We start from the raw sequence: 17,986 nt of genomic DNA on the forward strand, positions 1-17,986 counted from the left end.
CAGTGTGGGAGGGGGCTTGCTCCCGATGCGGTGGGTCAGCTCCAGATGAGCTAGCTGGCATACCGCTATCGAGGGCAAGCCCCCTCCCACAGGTCAGGCGTTTTCCAGCAAGTTATGCAATTCCACGAACTGTTGGGTCAGCTTGTGCCGTGGATCGAGGTGGATCAGCGGCTTGTTCTCCTGATGGGACTCGCGCATGCGCACCGAACTGGCCAGGTACACCGGAAGCACTGGCAACCCTTCGTTGATCAACTCCTCCAGCATCTGCTGCGGCAGACTCGCTCGGGCCTGGAACTGGTTGACCACGATACCTTCGACTTCGAGGCCTTCGTTGTGGTCTTCCTTCAATTCTTCGATTTCGGCCAGCAGGCCATACAGGGCCTGACGCGAAAAGCTGTCGCAATCGAAGGGGATCAGCACACGATCAGCAGCAATCAGCGCCGAAACCGCATAAAAGTTCAGGGCTGGCGGTGTATCCAGGTAAATCCGGTCGTAATCTTCGCTCAGCTCATCCAGCAGCTTTCGCAGCTTGTTGATCTTGTGCTTGGCTTCAAGCTTGGGCTGCAAGTCCGCGAGTTCGGCCGTCGCGGTGATGACGTGCAGGTTATCGAAGGGCGTTTCGTAGATATCGACCTTGTTCTTCTTCGAAAACGGCCCGGAAGACAGGGTTTGCTTGAAAAAATCCGCGATCCCCATGGGAATGTCGTCGCCGGTCAGCCCGGTGAGGTACTGGGTTGAGTTGGCTTGTGCATCGAGGTCCACCAACAGGGTTCGATAGCCTTCGCTGGCACTGACCGCCGCCAGGTTGCAGGCGATGCTGGACTTGCCAACGCCGCCTTTCTGATTGAACACCACACGCCGCATGGAAAAACCTCCGTGTATCAATGAATGTCCGAGTGTAGAGGGCAAAAGCGCCTGTTAGCTACCTCGTTCATCCATCCATTGCCGCACTCTAGACAGGTCGTCGCACCTCACACACAAAAGAATAGGAACGGTCCGACAATCCAACTCAGCCATCGATAAAGGACAATCTGTAAATCCTTACCAACAAATTGTATTCAGCCGTGAACAAATCTTTACCAAAGTTTGCTAGAACCCCGCGGCACCGGGATAATGCGCGCCATTCGGCTATTGCTCCCTGTCCCGGTATTCGGGGCCAAAAGCCGCACATGGAAGCCCGCAGGGGCGGGATAACTTCTCAGTGATCAACTTCAACATTGCCCAATGGCGTGCCTGGGCCCCAGGGCTGGAAAGTGCGGACGAATGGCGCGCATGGTGCCAGGCGCCGGTGCTGCTGCCCGCCAGCGATGCCTCGCCCGACGTATCCTTCTTGCCCGCCATGCAGCGCCGCCGCCTGAGCCGGCTGGCGCGCATGGCCTTCAGCGTGGGCTGGCCCCTTGCAGAAGGCCTGCAAGACCTTCCGCTGGTGTTTATTTCCCGGCACGGCGAAACCCCACGCACTCTAGACATCCTCAGCGACCTGGCCAACGAGCAGCCGCTGTCCCCGACCCAGTTCAGCCTGTCTGTGCATAACGCAGTGATTGGCCTCTGGTCGATTCTGCGTAATGAAACCAGTGAAATGACCGCCCTCGCCGCCGCCGGCGATGGCCTGGAGCACGGCATGCTCGAAGCCGCCGCGCTGCTCAATGAAGGCGCCCCGGCGGTATTGCTGGTGATCACCGAAGAACAGCCGCCCGAGGCTTACGCCAGTTGGATCGTTGACGTGCCCTTCCCCTACGCCCTCGGCCTGTTGCTCACACCAGGCGACGAGTGGCAACTGGAACTCACACCCGGCACTGTCCAAGCCAATCAAACCCAGTGGCCCCACGCCCTGAACCTGCTGCGCACCCTGCTCACCGAACAGGGCGCCTGCCAACATGCCTGGAAGAACCGTGTATGGAACTGGCAACGCAAGCTCTGACTGACAAGCCACGGGACGCCTACTACTGGCGCCTGTTTGCCACCGCCGCCAGCTTCTTCCTGTTTGGTGTCGGCGGGCTGTGCCTGCGTTTGCTGGTGTTTCCGGTGCTCAGTTGCCTGCCGGGCAGTGCCGACAAGCACCAGCGCCGTGCCCGTCACACCATCAGCAAGCTGTTCTGGTTCTTTATCCGCATGATGCATCGCGCTGGCGTGCTGACCTACAGCGTCGAAGGCGCCGAGAAACTCGGCCGCCCCGGCCAGATGATCGTTGCCAACCACCCGTCGCTGATCGATGTGGTGTTTCTGATCGGCCTGATGCGCCAGACCAACTGCGTGGTCAAGCAAAGCCTGTGGCAGAACCCGTTCACCCGGGGGCCGATACGCGATGCGGGCTATATCAGCAATGACGGCAGCGCGGAGATGCTCGATGCCGCCGCCGACGCCCTGCGCGAAGGCCAGACGCTGATCATCTTTCCTGAAGGCACTCGTACCACACCCGGCGCGGCGCCCGCCTTTCATCGCGGCGCCGCCGCCATTGCGCTGCGGGGTGCGACAATCATCACCCCCGTGGTGATCAAGGTCAGCCCAACCACCTTGACCAAAGCCGAACCCTGGTATCGCATCCCGAAACGCCGCTTTCACTTCAGTTTGCGGGTGGGTGCCGATATAGAACCACAGGCGTTCGCGGCACTGGGGCCCGCGCCTCAGGCTTCACGCAAGCTCAACGATCACCTGCACCACTATTTCATTAAGGAGCTCGCCGAAGATGAGCGACCAACACCGCCTTGAGCACGACATAAAGACGCTGATCATCGAGGCCCTGGGTCTGGAAGACATCAGCGCCGACGACATCGGTAGCGACCAAACCCTGTTCGGCGAAGGCCTGGGCCTGGATTCGGTAGACGCCCTGGAATTGGGTCTGGCGATTCAAAAAAAATACGGCATCAAAATCGATGCCGACGCCAAGGACACCCGTAATCACTTCACCAACGTGGCGAGCCTTGCGGCGTTCGTTACGGCCAGACAGGCAGCTTGAGACCGGACCATGCAAACTCGTGACGATATTTTCAACACCCTGCGCGATGCCTTGGTGGAACTGTTTGAACTCCCCCCAGAGCGCGTCACCCTTGACGCCAACCTGTATCAGGACCTGGAAATCGACAGCATCGATGCCGTGGACCTGATCGACCATATCAAGCGCCAGACCGGCAAGAAGATCGCCGCCGAAGAGTTCAAGGCCGTGCGCACAGTGAACGACGTGGTAGAGGCGGTGTACCGTCTGGTCCAACCCGCCGCATGAGCCGGCTGATCGGCCTTGGCCTGTTGTTGGCGGGGCTGCTGTACCCCTTTGCGGTATATTACGGCACTGAGCATTTTGCGCCTTGGCAATTCGGGCTGCTGCTGGGCAGCCTCTGGCTGTTGCGCGCGTTCATCGGCGCACCACGTCCCGGCAGTCGCTGGATGGCGTTGGCGATGATCGTGTTTTGCCTGTTACTGGCTTGGTTCGACAGCCCGCACTTGCTGCGCTGGTACCCGAGCCTGGTCAGTGCCTTCATGCTCGCGCTGTTTGGCCTGAGCCTGAAATACGGCCCGCCGATGGTGGAGCGCCTGGCACGCATGACCGACCCGGAGTTACCGCCCAACGCGATTGTGTATACCCGCCAGGTCACCGTGGTGTGGAGCGTGTTTTTTCTGTGTAATGGCCTGCTCGCTGCCGCCCTAACCTTGTGGGCGCCACTGAGCTGGTGGACGTTGTACAACGGCCTGATCGCCTACGGGCTGATGGGGCTGTTGTTTGCCGTGGAATGGCTTGTACGACAAAGGGTTCGAGGCCGCATATGAATGGGTTGAAACTTGAGCACTTGCTGCTTGAGCCGCTGCAACAGCGTTTGGTGACCACCGAACCTGCAATGAATCACGCCCAGCTGTGGGAACAATCACTCGGCCTGGCCGCGGGCCTGCAAGCGCGCGGTATTCGGCGTCTGGCGGTGCACCTGGAAGATGCCGGCGTGCTGGCGATCGCCCTGCTGGGCGCCTGGCGCGCAGGGGTAAGCGTACTGCTTCCCGCCGATCTGCAGCCCCAGACCCGCCAACGCTGGGCCGATGCCGTCGACGCCTGGCTGGTCGAACCCGCCGATCTCGACGCGCTGTACCAGGCGCCGTTGCCTGCTGCCGCGCTCGACCTGGACACGTGCCAACTGAGCCTGTGCACCTCCGGCTCCAGCGGCGAGCCCAAGCGTATCGACAAAACCCTGCGCCAATTAGCCAACGAGGTTCAAGCGCTGGAAGCCTTGTGGGGTGCGGACCTTAAAGACGCCTGCATCATCGGCAGCGTCGCCACCCAGCACATTTACGGGTTGCTGTTCCGGGTGCTGTGGCCGTTGTGCGCCGGTCGTACCTTTGTGCGCAAGCAACTGGCCTTTCCCGAAGACTTGCAACGCGCCAGCCGCGAACACCCTCAATTTGCCTGGGTGGCCAGCCCGGCACTGCTCAAACGCATGGGCGACAACCTCGACTGGCCCGCGCTGAGCCAGGTGTCGCGAGTGTTCTCTTCCGGCGGCGCCTTGCCCGTCGAAGCCGCCGCCAGTCTTTACGAGCGTTTGCACCAATGGCCGACGGAAATTCTCGGCAGCTCGGAAACCGGCGGCATCGCCTGGCGCCAGGGCGCGCAACCCTGGCAGCCGTTTGCCGATGTGCAACTGAGCCAGGACGCCGACGGCGCTCTGCGCATCGCCTCGCCTTACCTGCCAGCAGGGCATATTGAACAAACCGCTGACGCTGCACATATCCATGCCGATGGTCGCTTCGAGCTGCTGGGTCGCCTGGACCGCATCGTCAAGCTGGAAGAAAAACGCATCTCCCTGCCGATGCTGGAACAAGCGCTGATGGCCCACCCATGGGTCGCGGAAACGCGCCTGGGCGTGGTGCAAGAAAACCGCGCGTCACTGGGTGCCCTGGTGGTATTGAGCGCCGAAGGCCTACACGCCCTGCGCAACCAAGGCCGCCGCAGCCTCACTCAAACCCTGCGCCAGCATCTGAGCCAGCATTGCGAAGCCCTGGCCCTGCCCCGTCGCTGGCGCCTGCTGCGACAGTTGCCGTTGAACGCCCAGGGCAAACTGCCCCAGGCCGATGTGGCCGCGCTGCTGCTGGCGCCACGGCCAAAGGCGCCGGAGGTGTTGGGGCAGATCGAAGCCGATGGCGAATGGACCGTGCAACTGAGTGTGCCGCCGGACCTGGCCTACTTCAGCGGGCACTTCCCGGTCACCCCCGTGCTGCCGGGCGTGGTGCAAGTGGAATGGGCGTTCAACCTGGGCCAGCAACTGCTCGACCTGCCCGCGACCTTTGCCGGGATGGAAGTGCTCAAGTTCCAGCAACTGATACGCCCCGGCGATCGTATCGAATTGCACCTGCGCTTCGACCTGGAGCGCGGCAAGCTGTATTTCGCCTACCGCAACGGCGTCGCGGCCTGCTCCAGTGGGCGGATTCTGCTGGAGACTGTCGATGCATAACCCCTGCGCCCTAATCCCGGTCTACAACCACGAAGCCGCCGTGCCCGCCGTGGTCCAAAGCCTGTTGAACAGCGGCCTGCCCTGCCTGTTGGTCGACGATGGCAGCAGCCCGGCGTGCGCGGCGGTGTTGGCGCAATTGGCGACCCTCAATAACGTGACTCTGCTGACCCTGCCACACAACCAAGGCAAGGGCGGTGCGGTCATGGCGGGTTTCCGCGAAGCTGCACGCCTTGGCTACTCCCACGCCCTGCAAGTGGACGCCGACGGTCAGCATGATTTGCGCGAAGTCGAGACGTTTGTCGATACCTCGCGCAGGCACCCCGACGCCATTATCTGCGGCTACCCCGAGTACGATGAAAGCGTGCCCAAAGGCCGCTTGTACGCGCGCTACCTGACCCACGTGTGGGTGTGGATCAACACGCTGTCGCTGCAGATCCGCGACTCGATGTGCGGCTTTCGCGTCTACCCGCTGACACCGGTGCTGGCGCTGATGGACTCGACCTACATTGGCACGCGCATGGACTTCGACTCGGACATCCTGGTGCGCCTGGCATGGCGTAATCAGCCGATGCGCTGGCTGCCGACGAAAGTGCATTACCCCACCGACGGCCTGTCGCACTTTCGCCTGTTCCACGACAACGTGCGTATCAGCGCCATGCATACGCGGCTGTTTTTCGGCATGTTGGTGCGCGCGCCGATGATCCTGTGGCGACGGTGCAAGGCATGAGCGACAACACGCAACACTGGGCCGACCGCGAAGAACGCGGCAGCTACTGGCTGATGAAATTCACCGCCTTCGCGGCCAAAGTCCTCGGCCGACGCCTGCTGAGCCCGGTGCTGTACGGCATCGTGCTGTACTTTTTCCTGTTCGGCCGAAGCGCGCGCCAGAGCGCCTGGCAATACCAGCAGCGCCTGGCCGAATGGAGCGGGCGCGATGAGTTGCGCCCCAGCCACCGCAAAGTATTCGGCCAGTTCATGGCCTTCGCCGATTCCCTGCTCGACAAACTCGACGTGTGGAACGGCAAGCTGCGCCTGGAACAAATCGAAATCAACGACCCGGCGAAACTACGCGGGCAACTGCGCGGCGAGCGCGGCCAGATGCTGGTCGGCGCACATTTGGGCAACCTGGAAGTGTGCCGCGCGCTGGCGGAAATCGGCGAAAAGGTCACCATGAACGTGCTGGTGCACACCAAGCACGCCGAACAATTCAACCGCCTGTTGGGCGAAGCCGGGGCGAGTCATCTGCGCCTGATCCAGGTCAGCGAGCTGGACCCGGCGACGATGTTGCTGCTGAGCCAGCGCCTGGACGAGGGAGAGTGGCTGGCGATTGCGGGCGACCGCGTGCCGCTGCACGGCGGACGCACGGTGCGCGTGGATTTCCTCGGCCATGACGCCGCATTCCCCCAAGGCCCGTGGCTGCTGGCCGGCCTGCTCAAATGCCCGGTCAACCTGCTGATGTGCCTTAAGCACACTGGGCGTTATCGCCTGACTATCGAACCGTTCACACCCTTGATCGAATGGAAGCGCAGCACCCGCGAGCAGGTCATCGCTCAGTGGACCTCACGCTACGCCGCACGCCTGGGCCAGTTCTGCCTGGAAGCGCCCCAACAATGGTTCAACTTTTACCCTTTCTGGAAGACCGATGACGACGCATCTTGAGCCGGTAACCTTTGGCGAACGCCCCCTGCGCATCGAAGACGTGCTGGCCCTGGCCAACCGTCAGGCGCCCACCCAGTTGCAGGGCGACGCCGCGTATCGCCAGCGCATCGCCAAAGGCGCGCAGTTCCTCGACTCGCTGCTGGACAAGGAAGGCGTGATCTACGGCGTAACCACCGGCTACGGCGACTCGTGCGTGGTCGCAGTGCCGTTGCAACACGTCGAGGCCCTGCCCCGTCACCTGTACACCTTCCACGGTTGCGGCCTGGGTAAATTGCTCGATGCACAAGCCGCCCGTGCCGTGCTGGCCGCGCGGTTGCAGTCGTTGTGCCACGGCGTTTCAGGCGTGCGCGTGGAGTTACTGGAGCGCCTGCACGCGTTCCTCGAACACGACGTGCTGCCGTTGATCCCGGAAGAAGGTTCGGTGGGTGCCAGCGGTGATCTGACGCCGCTGTCCTACGTGGCCGCGACCCTGTCCGGCGAGCGCGAGGTGATGTTCCGTGGCGAACGTCGCCAGGCCGCCGACGTGCACCGCGAGTTGGGTTGGGACCCGCTGGTTTTACGTCCGAAAGAAGCCCTGGCCCTGATGAACGGCACCGCCGTGATGACCGGCCTCGCCTGCCTCGCCTTCGCCCGCGCCGACTACCTGCTGCAACTCGCCACACGCATCACCGCGCTCAACGTGGTCGCGCTGCAAGGCAACCCGGAACACTTCGACGAGCGCCTGTTCGCCGCCAAGCCGCACCCTGGGCAGATGCAAGTCGCCGCCTGGCTGCGCAAGGACCTGGCGATCGACGCGCCGACCGCGCCGCTGCACCGCCTGCAGGATCGCTACTCGCTGCGCTGCGCGCCCCACGTCCTCGGCGTGCTGGCGGACAGCCTGAACTGGCTGCGTTCGTTTATCGAGATTGAACTGAACAGCGCTAACGACAACCCGATCATCGACGCCGAAGAAGAACGCGTGCTGCACGGTGGGCACTTCTACGGCGGGCATATCGCCTTTGCCATGGACAGCCTCAAGACCCTGGTGGCCAACGTAGCTGACCTGCTCGATCGCCAACTCGCGCTGCTGGTTGACGTGCGCTACAACCACGGCCTGCCGAGCAACCTGTCTGGCGCGCCAGCCGACCGCGCGATGATCAACCATGGCTTCAAGGCCGTGCAGATCGGCACCAGCGCCTGGACCGCCGAAGCGCTGAAAAACACCATGCCGGCCAGCGTGTTCTCGCGCTCCACCGAGTGCCACAACCAGGACAAAGTCAGCATGGGCACCATCGCCGCCCGCGATGCAATTCGCGTGTTGGAGCTGACCGAACAGGTTGCCGCCGCCACCTTGCTCGCCGCCAACCAAGGTGTGTGGCTGCGCGCCCAGGCCGAGGATGCGCGGGCGCTGCCACCGGCGTTGGCCGCCATGCATGAGGAACTGGCCAAGGACTTCCCGCCGGTGATCGAAGACCGCGCCCTGGAAGGCGAACTGCGCCTGTGCCTGCAACGCATCGCCGAGCAACACTGGAGGCTGCATGCGTAGCCCCGGCGTACTGCACTGCGACACCGAAATCCTCGTGCCATTTTTCGACGTCGACACCATGAACGTGGTGTGGCACGGGCACTACGTGAAGTATCTGGAAGTGGCGCGCTGCGCGCTGCTGGACAAGATCGGCCACAACTACACAGCGATGCTCGAAGCCGGCTATGCCTGGCCGGTCATCGACATGCAACTGCGCTACGTGCGCGGGGCAGTGTTCGGCCAGACGATCAACGTGCGCGCCAGCCTGGTGGAATGGGAGAACCGTTTGAAGGTCAATTACCTGATTACGGACCTGGCCAGCGGCGAGCGTTTGACCCGCGCCACTACCGTGCAAGTGGCGGTGGAGATGGCCAGCCGCGAGATGCAGTTGGCCTCACCCAAAGTGTTCACAGATGCGGTCGAGAGGGCCCTGGCATGAGAGCGATCATCCTGTTTGTGGGCCTGCTGCTGAGCGTCAGCGCCCACGCCTTCGACCTGCAACAACTCAGCGATCAGTTGGCAAAACCTTCCGTGATCCACGGCAGCTTCACCCAGGAAAAACACCTGCGCGCCCTGCCACAGCCCTTGGTCAGCAAGGGTACTTTCGTCCTCGCCAAAGACCACGGCCTGCTATGGCTGCTCAAAACCCCATTGCAACAGGACTACCGCATCAGCGCCCAAGGCATCGCCCGGCGTGAAGCCATTGGCTGGCAGACACTGCCAAACAAGAGCGCCGGTGCCGAGCAGAATCGATTGTTCCTCGCCGTACTCCAGGGCGACAGCAGCGGCTTGCAGCGGGATTTCGAGCTGCAACTGCAAGGCGAGGCTACGCAATGGAAGCTGACGCTGATCCCTCGGTCGCTGCTGCTGAAACAAGTGTTCACCCAGATCAATATCGACGGCGGCGCGCTGGTGCAAAAAATCGAACTGCTGGAAACCCAAGGCGACAGCACCGTACTGCGCATGCAGGACAGCACCGCCGAACAACCGTTGAGCGACGCGGAGCAACACGACTTTGCCCAGTGAGCGCCTGTTGCCGCGCCTGTTCCTGATCCTACTGGTGGCGGTGCTGGCCCTGGCCGGCTGGCAGTGGCGCCACGGTGCGCCGCTGTCGGCCAACCTGATGGAACTGGTGCCGGGCAGCACGCCGAACGCCTTGGAACTGCAAGCCGAACAGCGCATGCAGGAACCGCTGAACCGCGAGATGTTGGTACTGGTGGGGCATGCCGACCGCCAGCAAGCGGTGGCTGTGGCGCAACAGTTGGGCGAGCGCTGGCAGGCCAGCGGTCTGTTTGAAAAGGTGCAGTGGAACCTGCAAGCCGACTTGCCGGCACTGCGCGAGCAATTGCTGCGCGGCCGTTTGGCGATGCTCTCGACCAAGGACCGCGAGCAACTGATTGAACACCCCGACGCCTTTATCCAGCAGCGCGTGCAGGCGCTGTTCGACCCGTTCACCGGCTTCAGCCTGGTGCCGAGCCAGGATGACTGGCTGGGCCTGACCGGACGCATCCAGAACAGCCAGCCGCAACGCGGCTCGGTGCAGTTGGATATCGGCAGCGGCGCGTTGATCGCCGATGCCGACGGCAAAAGTTGGGTGTTGCTGCGCGCGCGCACCACCGGCAATGCCTTTGATATGAAACTGCCGCTGCAAGTAGCGGATTTGCTCCAGGCCAGCCGTGAACAGGCCGGCCAGCAAGGCGCGCAACTGCTGGCGGCCAGTGGTTTGTTATACGCCGCCAATGGTCAGCAGCAGGCCACACGGGAAATCACCTGGGTCGGTGGCGGCGCGACCGTGGGCATCCTGCTGTTGCTGTTGCTGGCGTTCCGCCGATGGCGGGTATTGCTGGCTTTCGTGCCGGTACTGGTGGGCATGCTGTTTGGCGCCGTGGCGTGTGTGGCGCTGTTTGGCCATATGCATGTGATGACATTGGTGCTTGGCTCCAGCTTGATTGGCGTCGCGGTGGATTACCCGCTGCACTACCTGTCAAAAAGCTGGAGCCTCAAGCCCTGGCGCAGTTGGCCGGCGTTGCGCCTGACCCTGCCAGGGTTGAGCCTGAGCCTGGCTACCAGTTGCATCGGTTACCTGGCGCTGGCCTGGACGCCGTTCCCGGCGCTGACCCAGATCGCGGTGTTCTCCGCGGCGGGCCTGGTCGGTGCGTATCTGTCGGCCGTGTGCCTGTTGCCGGCATTGCTCAAGGGCGTCGAACTGCGTCCGGCGCAATGGCCGTTGCGTATCGCCGAATGCCTGTGGCAGATTCGCGCCGCGTTGCTCACGCGCGTGCCGAGCCCGGTGCTACTGGCGCTGGTGTTGCTGTTTTGCGCCGGTGGCCTGTGGCAGCTCAATAGCAAAAACGATATCCGCCAGTGGATCGGCGCGCCGCCGCAGTTGCTGCAAGAGGCCCAGGCCGTGGCGCGCATCACAGGTTTCCAACCCACCAGCCAGTTCTTCCTGGTGCGCGCCGAGAATCAACAGCAATTGCTGGAGCGCCTAGCCGCGTTGGGCCAGCGCCTGGATCAATTGGTGAATATGGACAAGCTCCAGGGTTACCTGGCGCTCAATCAACTGGTCAACCTGCCCGCCGAGCAGCAACAACTGCGCGAAGCACTGAACACACTGCCACAGCATTGGCAGCCGCTGCTGGACCTCGGCGTGCCGGCCAGCGCCCTGCAAGCTGAAGTTGCGCAGTTGCAAGCGCTGCCCACCGAAGACATCGACGCGGCACTGGCGGGCCCGATGGCCGAACCCTGGCGCACACTGTGGCTCGGCCCGGTGGACGGGGGTGTTGCAGCGATGGTCAGCCTGCAAGGTCTGAACAACCCAGCGCTGTTGCGGGTACAGGCCGTGGACTTGCCGGGCGTGCAGTTGGTGGATCGCCTCGGTGATCTGAACCGCGTCTTCGCCGCCACGCAGATCAGCGCCGCGGAACTGAAATTGATGTCGTGCGTGCTGATCGTGTTGCTGCTGATCCTGCCGTTTGGTTTCGGCGGCGCCCTGCGCATCGTTGCACTGCCATTACTCGCCGCACTGTGCAGCCTGGCCAGCCTCGGTTGGCTGGGCCAGCCGCTGACGTTGTTCAGCCTGTTCGGCTTGCTGCTGGTGACGGCGATCAGCGTCGACTACGCGATCCTGATGCGCGAGCAGATCGGGGGTGCTGCCGTGAGCCTGCTGGGTACACTGCTGGCGGCGCTGACAACGTGGTTGTCGTTCGGCCTGCTGGCGGTGTCCAGCACGCCCGCAGTGAGTAATTTCGGCTTATCGGTCAGCCTGGGCCTGGCATTCAGCTTTATGCTGGCGCCCTGGGCTGGCCATCAGAAACACGCCTTATGAATCGGATTATCGCCATAGCGGCAAGGAGCCCTCGTGCCCACAGTTGAAATGGAACGTCGCCAGGTTGTCGTGATTGGTGCCGGCCCGTCCGGCGCCATCGCCGCCGCGCTGCTCAAGCGCAAAGGGCATGATGTATTGATCATCGAGCGCCAGCATTTTCCACGGTTCTCGATCGGCGAAAGCCTGCTGTCCCACTGCATCGACTTTATCGAAGAAGCTGGCATGCTCGACGCCGTGCAGGCCGCCGGCTTCCAGGTAAAAACCGGGGCAGCGTTCGCCTGGGGCGAGCGTTACAGCGCCTTTGACTTCAGCGACACCTTCAGCAACGGCAAGCCGACCACCTTCCAGGTGCAGCGAGGCGAGTTCGACAAGTTGCTGGCCGACCAGGCGGCATTGCAGGGCGTGGAGATCCGCTACGGTGAAACCATCGTCGGCGTGGATTTCGCGGGCGATAGCCGCTACCTGCATGTGCGCCGCGAAAACGGCAGCGAGTACCACATCAAAGCCAAGTTCGTGCTCGATGCCAGCGGCTATGGCCGCGTGCTGCCGCGCCTGTTGGATCTGGAAGCACCGTCGAATTTTCCGGTACGCCAGGCGGTGTTCACTCATGTTGAAGACCGCATCGAACACCCAGGTTTCGACCGTACCAAGATCCTGGTAACCACTCACCCGACCAAACGCGACATCTGGTTCTGGACCATTCCGTTCAGCAATGGCCGGTGCTCGGTGGGCGTGGTCGCGGCCAAGGAGCATTTCGACGGCCGCGACGCTGACCTCGACGCCTGCCTGCGCGGCTTTATCGACGAAACTCCAAGCCTGTCCGGCGTGCTGAACAACGCGGTGTGGGACACGCCAGCGCGCACCATCGGCGGCTACTCGGCCAACGTCAAAACCCTGCACGGCCCGGGCTTTGCACTGCTGGGCAATGCGGCGGAATTCCTCGACCCAGTGTTCTCCTCCGGTGTGACCATCGCCATGCGCTCAGCGAGCATGGCGGCCGCCCTGCTGGACCGTCAGCTCAAAGGCGAAACCGTGGACTGGCAAACCGAATTTGCCGCACCGTTGAAGCGCGGCGTCGACACCTTCCGCTGCTACGTCGAAGGCTGGTACGCAGGGACATTCCAGGATGTGATTTTCCACCCTGAAAGCTCGCCGGAGATTCGCCGCATGATCAGCGCGATTCTCGCAGGCTACGCGTGGGACGAGCGTAATCCGTTTGTCAGCGAGCCCAAGCGGCGGTTGCGGATGTTGTCGGAGATTTGCGCGAGTGAACCGACATGACATCTCAATACCTGAGTAAAAACTACGTCGAAGAAACCAAATTCGGTTTGTGGTTCCTGCGCAGCCACACTTGGCAGCACCATGTGCTGCGCGTGGCGATCAACGACCTGCGCAGCCTGTTCACTGACCCACTGCCCGAAGCGCCGGTATTGCTCGACGCCGGCTGCGGCCAGGGCAAGTCCTTCCAGTATTTGCAGCAGGTGTTCGCCCCCGAGCGCCTGATCGGGCTGGACGCAGACCCTCATAGCCTGGAATTGAGCAAGGCTGAAGCCACGCGCCAGGGCCTGGCCATCGAGCTGATCGGCAGCGACTGCGCCACCCTCGATGTGCCGGACGAGAGCGTCGATATCCTGTTCTGCCACCAGACCTTCCATCATCTGGTCGAACAGCATCGCGCACTCAAAGAGTTCTACCGAGTGCTCAAGCCGGGAGGCTATTTGCTGTTTGCCGAATCCACCGAAGCCTATATCGACACTTGGGTGATCCGCTGGCTGTTCCGCCACCCCATGCATGTGCAGAAAAGCGCCGAAGAATACCTGGAGATGCTCCGCGAGCAGGGCTTTGAATTCGGCCCACAGAACGTTTCATACCCGTACCTGTGGTGGAGCCGTTCCAGCGACTTCGGCCTGCTGGAGCGCTGGGGCCTGCGCAACCCGCCGCCGGTGGGCCAGCGCGAAGAAACCCTGGTCAACTGTGTGGCGCGCAAGCCTCTGGCGAGCTGCGCACCATGATGCGCAGCCTGTTGATCGGTTGCCTGCTATTGCTGAGCGCCTGCGCCAGCCAGCCGCCGTTGCCGGAAAAAACGCCCGCGCTGGCGTTGCCGATGCAACTGCATGTGCAGCGCCATGCAGATGGACAGAGCCAGGACTGGTTCCTGGTGGTCCAGCGCGAAGGCAGCGCAATCCGCTGGTCGATGATGGACCCGCTGGGCATCCCGCTGGCCCGGCAAAAACTGATCGATGGCGCCTGGCAGGCCGACGGCTTGCTGCCGCCCAATCCCCAGGCGCGGGAGCTGTTCGCCGCCCTGCTGTTTGCCCTGGCCTCAGCCGATGACGTGCGCGCGCTTTACCCCAGCGCCCAGGCAAGGGGCCTCACACGTACCCTGCCGGGGCATTGGCAAATCGTCTACCAATCCTCAGAAGTCTTCAGTGTGACCATGACCGGCCAACCCTTGAGCTACCGCATTACACCGCTCGGTGCCGCCCAATGACCGCCTACCTCAACGCCCTCGGCGTGATTTGCGCCCTTGGTCGCGGTCAGGAGCACGTCAGCCGCAGCCTGTTTGCCGGTGACTGTTCAGGCATGCGCGCCGAAAGCGGTTGGGTGCCGGAGCGCGTGTTGCCGGTCGGCAGTGTGCACGGCGAGCTTGCAACCATCCCGGTGGAACTCGGCCAGCAGAGCAGCCGCAATAACCAACTGTTGCTGGAAGCGGCGTTGCAGATCGAGAACGAGATTCGTCAGGCGATCCACACCTACGGCGCCTCGCGCGTTGGCGTCGTGTTGGGCACCAGCACCTCGGGCATCGACGAAGCCAGCCGCGGCATCGCCCTGTACCTGCGCGACAAGCACTTCCCCTGCGACTACGACTACCAGCAACAGGAACTCAGCGCCCCGGCGAACTTCCTCGCCGACTGGCTGCAACTGAGCGGCCCTGCCTACGTGATTTCTACCGCGTGCACCTCCAGCGCCCGCGCCCTGATGAGCGCCCAGCGCTTGCTTGATCTGGGGGTGTGCGATGCGGTGATCTGCGGCGGCGTGGACAGCTTGTGCAAGCTGACCCTCAATGGTTTCAGCGCGCTGGAAGCCGTCTCGAATGAGCGTTGCAACCCTTTTTCGGCGAACCGCAACGGCATCAATATCGGCGAAGCGGCCGTGCTGTTTTTGATGAGTAAAGCGCCGGCACCGATTGCCTTGCTGGGCAGCGGCGCCAGCTGCGACGCACACCATATCTCCGCGCCCGAACCTACCGGCAAAGGCGCGTTGCAGGCGATGCGCAAGGCCTTGGCCAGTGCAAAACTGGCGCCGGAGCAGATCGGCTACCTGAACCTGCATGGCACCGCCACCCAGCACAACGACGCCATGGAAAGCCTGGCCGTCGCCAGCCTGTTCCCCGAAGGCGTGGCCTGCTCATCCACCAAACCCATGAGCGGCCACACCCTCGGCGCCGCCGGTGCGCTGGAAGCGGCCTTCTGCTGGCTGAGCCTGACTCACGGCCGCGTCCCACCCCACATATGGGACGGCCAGGCCGACCCCGCGTTGCCCGCCTTGCAATGGGCACGCAGCGACGAAACCTTGGGAAAAACCTGCCTGATGAGCAACTCGTTTGCCTTCGGCGGTAATAACGTCAGCCTGATTATCGGAGAGGCCCCATGACCAACTGGCCACTCGCCGAGCTGCTGCCTCACGCGGGCGACATGATCCTGATCGAACACGTGCTGTCGTTCGACGAAGAGCAGATCCACACCCGTCTCACCGTCAAGCCTGGCGGCCTGTTCAACCGCCCTGACGGCAGCTTGCCGGCCTGGGTCGGCATCGAGTTGATGGCGCAGAGCGTCGCCGCCTACGCCGGTTGCCGCGCACGCCAAAGGGGCGAGGCGGTGGAACTGGGCTTCCTGCTCGGCACACGTAAGTTCGAATGCAACGTGGAACACTTCCCGATGGGCGCCGAGCTGAACATCCACGGCCTGCGCTCCCTGGAAGACGACAACGGCATGGGTGTGTTCGAATGCCACCTGACCGGCGACGGTATCCAGGCCAGCGCCCGCTTGAACGTATTTCGACCGCCCCAGGCGGCCAATTATTTAGAAGAATCGAAGGACGAAACGCCATGACTGAATCCGTACTGGTCACCGGCTCCAGCCGTGGCATCGGCCGCGCCATTGCCCTGCGCCTGGCCCAGGCCGGCCATGACATCGTGCTGCATTGCCGCAGCGGCCGTGCCGAAGCCGATGCAGTGCAAGTCGAAATCGAAGCCCTTGGCCGCAAGGCACGGGTGCTGCAATTCGATGTGGCGGATCGTGCGACCTGCAAGGAAATCCTTGAGGCCGACGTCGAGCAACATGGCGCCTACTACGGCGTGGTGCTCAATGCCGGGCTGACCCGCGACGGAGCGTTCCCGGCCTTGTCGGAAGACGATTGGGACGTGGTGATGCGCACCAACCTGGATGGTTTCTACAACGTGCTGCACCCGGTGATGATGCCGATGATTCGCCGTCGTGCAGCCGGGCGTATCGTGTGCATTACCTCGGTGTCGGGGCTGATCGGCAATCGCGGCCAGGTCAATTACAGCGCCTCGAAAGCCGGCTTGATCGGCGCGGCAAAAGCCCTGGCCATCGAGCTGGGCAAGCGCAAGATCACTGTCAACTGCGTAGCCCCCGGCTTGATCGACACCGCGATGCTGGATGAAAACGTACCGGTGGAAGAGCTGATGAAAATGATCCCGGCACAGCGCATGGGCACTCCCGAAGAAGTCGCCGGCGCGGTGAATTTCCTGATGTCGGCCGAAGCCGCCTATATCACCCGCCAGGTGTTGGCCGTCAATGGAGGCTTGTGCTGATGAAGCGTGTAGTCGTCACCGGCATGGCCGGCATGACCTCCCTGGGCGGAGATTGGGCGACCATCTCCGCCAACTTTCGCGCCAACCGCAGCGGCATTCGGCGCATGGATGAGTGGGACCGTTTTACCGAACTGAACACGCGCCTGGCCGGCCCTATCGACGATTTCGTCGTGCCGGCCCACTGGACCCGCAAGCAGCTGCGCAGCATGGGCCGTGTCTCGCGCCTGGCGGTATGGGCGGCGGAGCAGGCATTGCAGGACGCCGGGTTGCTCGGTGATGAGTCGATCAAGGATGGGCGCATGGGGGTGGCGTGTGGTTCGTCCACCGGCAGCACCGATGAGATCAAGGCGTTCGGCAATATGCTGCTCAATTCGGTGGCCGAGGGGCTGAACGCCAACTCCTATGTACGGATGATGCCGCACACCACGGCGGCGAATATCAGCATCTTTTTTGGCCTGACCGGGCGGCTGATCCCAACGTCCAGCGCCTGCACCAGCGGCAGCCAGGGCATCGGTTATGCCTATGAGGCGATCAAGTTCGGCCGCCTGCCCTTGATGCTCGCCGGCGGCGCCGAGGAGCTGTGCCCCACCGAAGCCATGGTGTTCGACGCGCTCTACGCCACCAGCCTGAAAAACGACGCCCCGCAAACCAGCCCACGCCCCTACGACAGCGGCCGCGACGGCCTGGTGATCGGCGAAGGCGGCGGCATGCTGGTACTTGAGGAGCTGGAACACGCCCTGGCGCGGGGTGCACATATTCACGCGGAACTGGTCGGATTCGGCAGCAACGCTGACGGCCAGCACACCACCCGCCCGGAACAGAAAACCATGCGCCGCGCCATGGAGCTTGCCCTTGAGGACGCTGGGCTCACACCAGACGCGATTGGCTACGTGAACGGACACGGCACCGCCACCGATCAAGGCGACATCGCCGAGACCCTGGCCACCAGCAGCCTGTTCGGCAAGCGCATGCCCATCAGCTCGCAGAAAAGCTTCCTCGGCCACACCCTCGGGGCGTGCGGGGCGCTGGAGTCGTGGTTCAGCATCGAGATGATGAACCGCAACCAATACGTGCACACCTTCAATCTGGACTCCGTCGACCCGCAGTGCGGGGAGCTGGACTACCTGCAAGGTGAATTCCGCGAGATGCATCACGACTACGTGATGAACAACAATTTTGCGTTTGGTGGCGTGAATACGTCGCTGATCTTCCGCCGCTGGTCCTGACTT

Annotated in this window: 20 protein-coding genes; 19 read left to right on the top strand and 1 reads right to left on the bottom strand. The window is 62.9% G+C overall.

The window, feature by feature from the left end; translation table 11 throughout:
- Positions 1-93: 93 nt before the first annotated feature.
- A complete protein-coding gene (locus tag ACKZ62_RS26390) occupies positions 94-864 on the bottom strand; it encodes a ParA family protein (protein WP_032890333.1) in 771 nt (256 codons plus the stop codon).
- Positions 865-1,201: 337 nt separating this feature from the next.
- On the opposite strand from ACKZ62_RS26390, the gene ACKZ62_RS26395 reads away from it, so the two are divergent.
- From ACKZ62_RS26395 to ACKZ62_RS26485, 19 genes are read left to right on the top strand one after another with little or no spacing between them, the layout of a single operon-like run.
- The gene (locus ACKZ62_RS26395) at positions 1,202-1,921 is read left to right on the top strand and encodes a beta-ketoacyl synthase chain length factor (RefSeq protein WP_032890331.1); all 720 of its coding nucleotides are present in this window, start codon (positions 1,202-1,204) and stop codon (positions 1,919-1,921) included.
- Entirely contained in the window at positions 1,897-2,709 is an 813-nt protein-coding gene (locus tag ACKZ62_RS26400) for a lysophospholipid acyltransferase family protein (RefSeq protein WP_032890329.1), read from the top strand. Before ACKZ62_RS26395 ends, ACKZ62_RS26400 begins: the two co-directional genes overlap by 25 nt.
- Positions 2,687-2,956 (top strand): phosphopantetheine-binding protein, encoded by a 270-nt coding sequence (locus ACKZ62_RS26405; RefSeq protein ID WP_010563239.1) that lies wholly within the window; start codon positions 2,687-2,689, stop codon positions 2,954-2,956. The genes ACKZ62_RS26400 and ACKZ62_RS26405 overlap by 23 nt, the downstream gene beginning before the upstream one ends.
- A 9-nt stretch (positions 2,957-2,965) precedes the next feature.
- Positions 2,966-3,220: an acyl carrier protein gene (locus tag ACKZ62_RS26410; protein WP_003187949.1), complete on the top strand. Its 255-nt coding sequence runs from the start codon at positions 2,966-2,968 to the stop codon at positions 3,218-3,220.
- Positions 3,217-3,762: a COG4648 family protein gene (locus tag ACKZ62_RS26415; protein ID WP_032890326.1), complete on the top strand. Its 546-nt coding sequence runs from the start codon at positions 3,217-3,219 to the stop codon at positions 3,760-3,762. The genes ACKZ62_RS26410 and ACKZ62_RS26415 overlap by 4 nt, the downstream gene beginning before the upstream one ends.
- On the top strand, positions 3,759-5,429 hold the full coding sequence (locus tag ACKZ62_RS26420; RefSeq protein WP_447096046.1) for an ApeI family dehydratase: 1,671 nt from the start codon (positions 3,759-3,761) through the stop codon (positions 5,427-5,429). The genes ACKZ62_RS26415 and ACKZ62_RS26420 overlap by 4 nt, the downstream gene beginning before the upstream one ends.
- Complete coding sequence (locus tag ACKZ62_RS26425) at positions 5,422-6,156, top strand: glycosyltransferase family 2 protein (RefSeq protein WP_099602027.1); 735 nt, start codon at positions 5,422-5,424, stop codon at positions 6,154-6,156. The genes ACKZ62_RS26420 and ACKZ62_RS26425 overlap by 8 nt, the downstream gene beginning before the upstream one ends.
- On the top strand, positions 6,153-7,088 hold the full coding sequence (locus ACKZ62_RS26430) for a lysophospholipid acyltransferase family protein (RefSeq protein WP_032890320.1): 936 nt from the start codon (positions 6,153-6,155) through the stop codon (positions 7,086-7,088). Before ACKZ62_RS26425 ends, ACKZ62_RS26430 begins: the two co-directional genes overlap by 4 nt.
- Positions 7,072-8,613 (top strand): HAL/PAL/TAL family ammonia-lyase, encoded by a 1,542-nt coding sequence (locus ACKZ62_RS26435; RefSeq protein ID WP_122756634.1) that lies wholly within the window; start codon positions 7,072-7,074, stop codon positions 8,611-8,613. Before ACKZ62_RS26430 ends, ACKZ62_RS26435 begins: the two co-directional genes overlap by 17 nt.
- Positions 8,606-9,031, top strand: coding sequence for an acyl-CoA thioesterase (locus ACKZ62_RS26440; protein ID WP_032890316.1), 426 nt, complete (start codon positions 8,606-8,608; stop codon positions 9,029-9,031). The genes ACKZ62_RS26435 and ACKZ62_RS26440 overlap by 8 nt, the downstream gene beginning before the upstream one ends.
- Positions 9,028-9,618 carry an outer membrane lipoprotein carrier protein LolA gene (locus ACKZ62_RS26445; RefSeq protein ID WP_122756632.1) on the top strand — a complete coding sequence of 197 codons (591 nt, stop codon included), beginning with the start codon at positions 9,028-9,030 and terminating at the stop codon, positions 9,616-9,618. The genes ACKZ62_RS26440 and ACKZ62_RS26445 overlap by 4 nt, the downstream gene beginning before the upstream one ends.
- Positions 9,608-11,920 carry an MMPL family transporter gene (locus ACKZ62_RS26450; protein ID WP_032890312.1) on the top strand — a complete coding sequence of 771 codons (2,313 nt, stop codon included), beginning with the start codon at positions 9,608-9,610 and terminating at the stop codon, positions 11,918-11,920. Before ACKZ62_RS26445 ends, ACKZ62_RS26450 begins: the two co-directional genes overlap by 11 nt.
- Before the next feature lie 33 nt (positions 11,921-11,953).
- The gene (locus ACKZ62_RS26455) at positions 11,954-13,201 is read left to right on the top strand and encodes an NAD(P)/FAD-dependent oxidoreductase (RefSeq protein WP_081797837.1); all 1,248 of its coding nucleotides are present in this window, start codon (positions 11,954-11,956) and stop codon (positions 13,199-13,201) included.
- Positions 13,198-13,932, top strand: coding sequence for a class I SAM-dependent methyltransferase (locus ACKZ62_RS26460; protein ID WP_032890309.1), 735 nt, complete (start codon positions 13,198-13,200; stop codon positions 13,930-13,932). The genes ACKZ62_RS26455 and ACKZ62_RS26460 overlap by 4 nt, the downstream gene beginning before the upstream one ends.
- Positions 13,929-14,411: a hypothetical protein gene (locus ACKZ62_RS26465; RefSeq protein WP_032890308.1), complete on the top strand. Its 483-nt coding sequence runs from the start codon at positions 13,929-13,931 to the stop codon at positions 14,409-14,411. The genes ACKZ62_RS26460 and ACKZ62_RS26465 overlap by 4 nt, the downstream gene beginning before the upstream one ends.
- Positions 14,408-15,574, top strand: coding sequence for a beta-ketoacyl-[acyl-carrier-protein] synthase family protein (locus ACKZ62_RS26470; protein WP_447096047.1), 1,167 nt, complete (start codon positions 14,408-14,410; stop codon positions 15,572-15,574). The genes ACKZ62_RS26465 and ACKZ62_RS26470 overlap by 4 nt, the downstream gene beginning before the upstream one ends.
- Positions 15,571-16,032: a hotdog family protein gene (locus ACKZ62_RS26475; RefSeq protein ID WP_122682118.1), complete on the top strand. Its 462-nt coding sequence runs from the start codon at positions 15,571-15,573 to the stop codon at positions 16,030-16,032. The genes ACKZ62_RS26470 and ACKZ62_RS26475 overlap by 4 nt, the downstream gene beginning before the upstream one ends.
- On the top strand, positions 16,029-16,757 hold the full coding sequence (gene fabG, locus ACKZ62_RS26480) for a 3-oxoacyl-ACP reductase FabG (protein ID WP_032890302.1): 729 nt from the start codon (positions 16,029-16,031) through the stop codon (positions 16,755-16,757). The genes ACKZ62_RS26475 and fabG overlap by 4 nt, the downstream gene beginning before the upstream one ends.
- Entirely contained in the window at positions 16,757-17,983 is a 1,227-nt protein-coding gene (locus ACKZ62_RS26485; RefSeq protein WP_095186120.1) for a beta-ketoacyl-ACP synthase, read from the top strand. The genes fabG and ACKZ62_RS26485 overlap by 1 nt, the downstream gene beginning before the upstream one ends.
- Positions 17,984-17,986 lie beyond the last annotated feature (3 nt).

It is taken from the genome of Pseudomonas sivasensis (assembly GCF_052938085.1).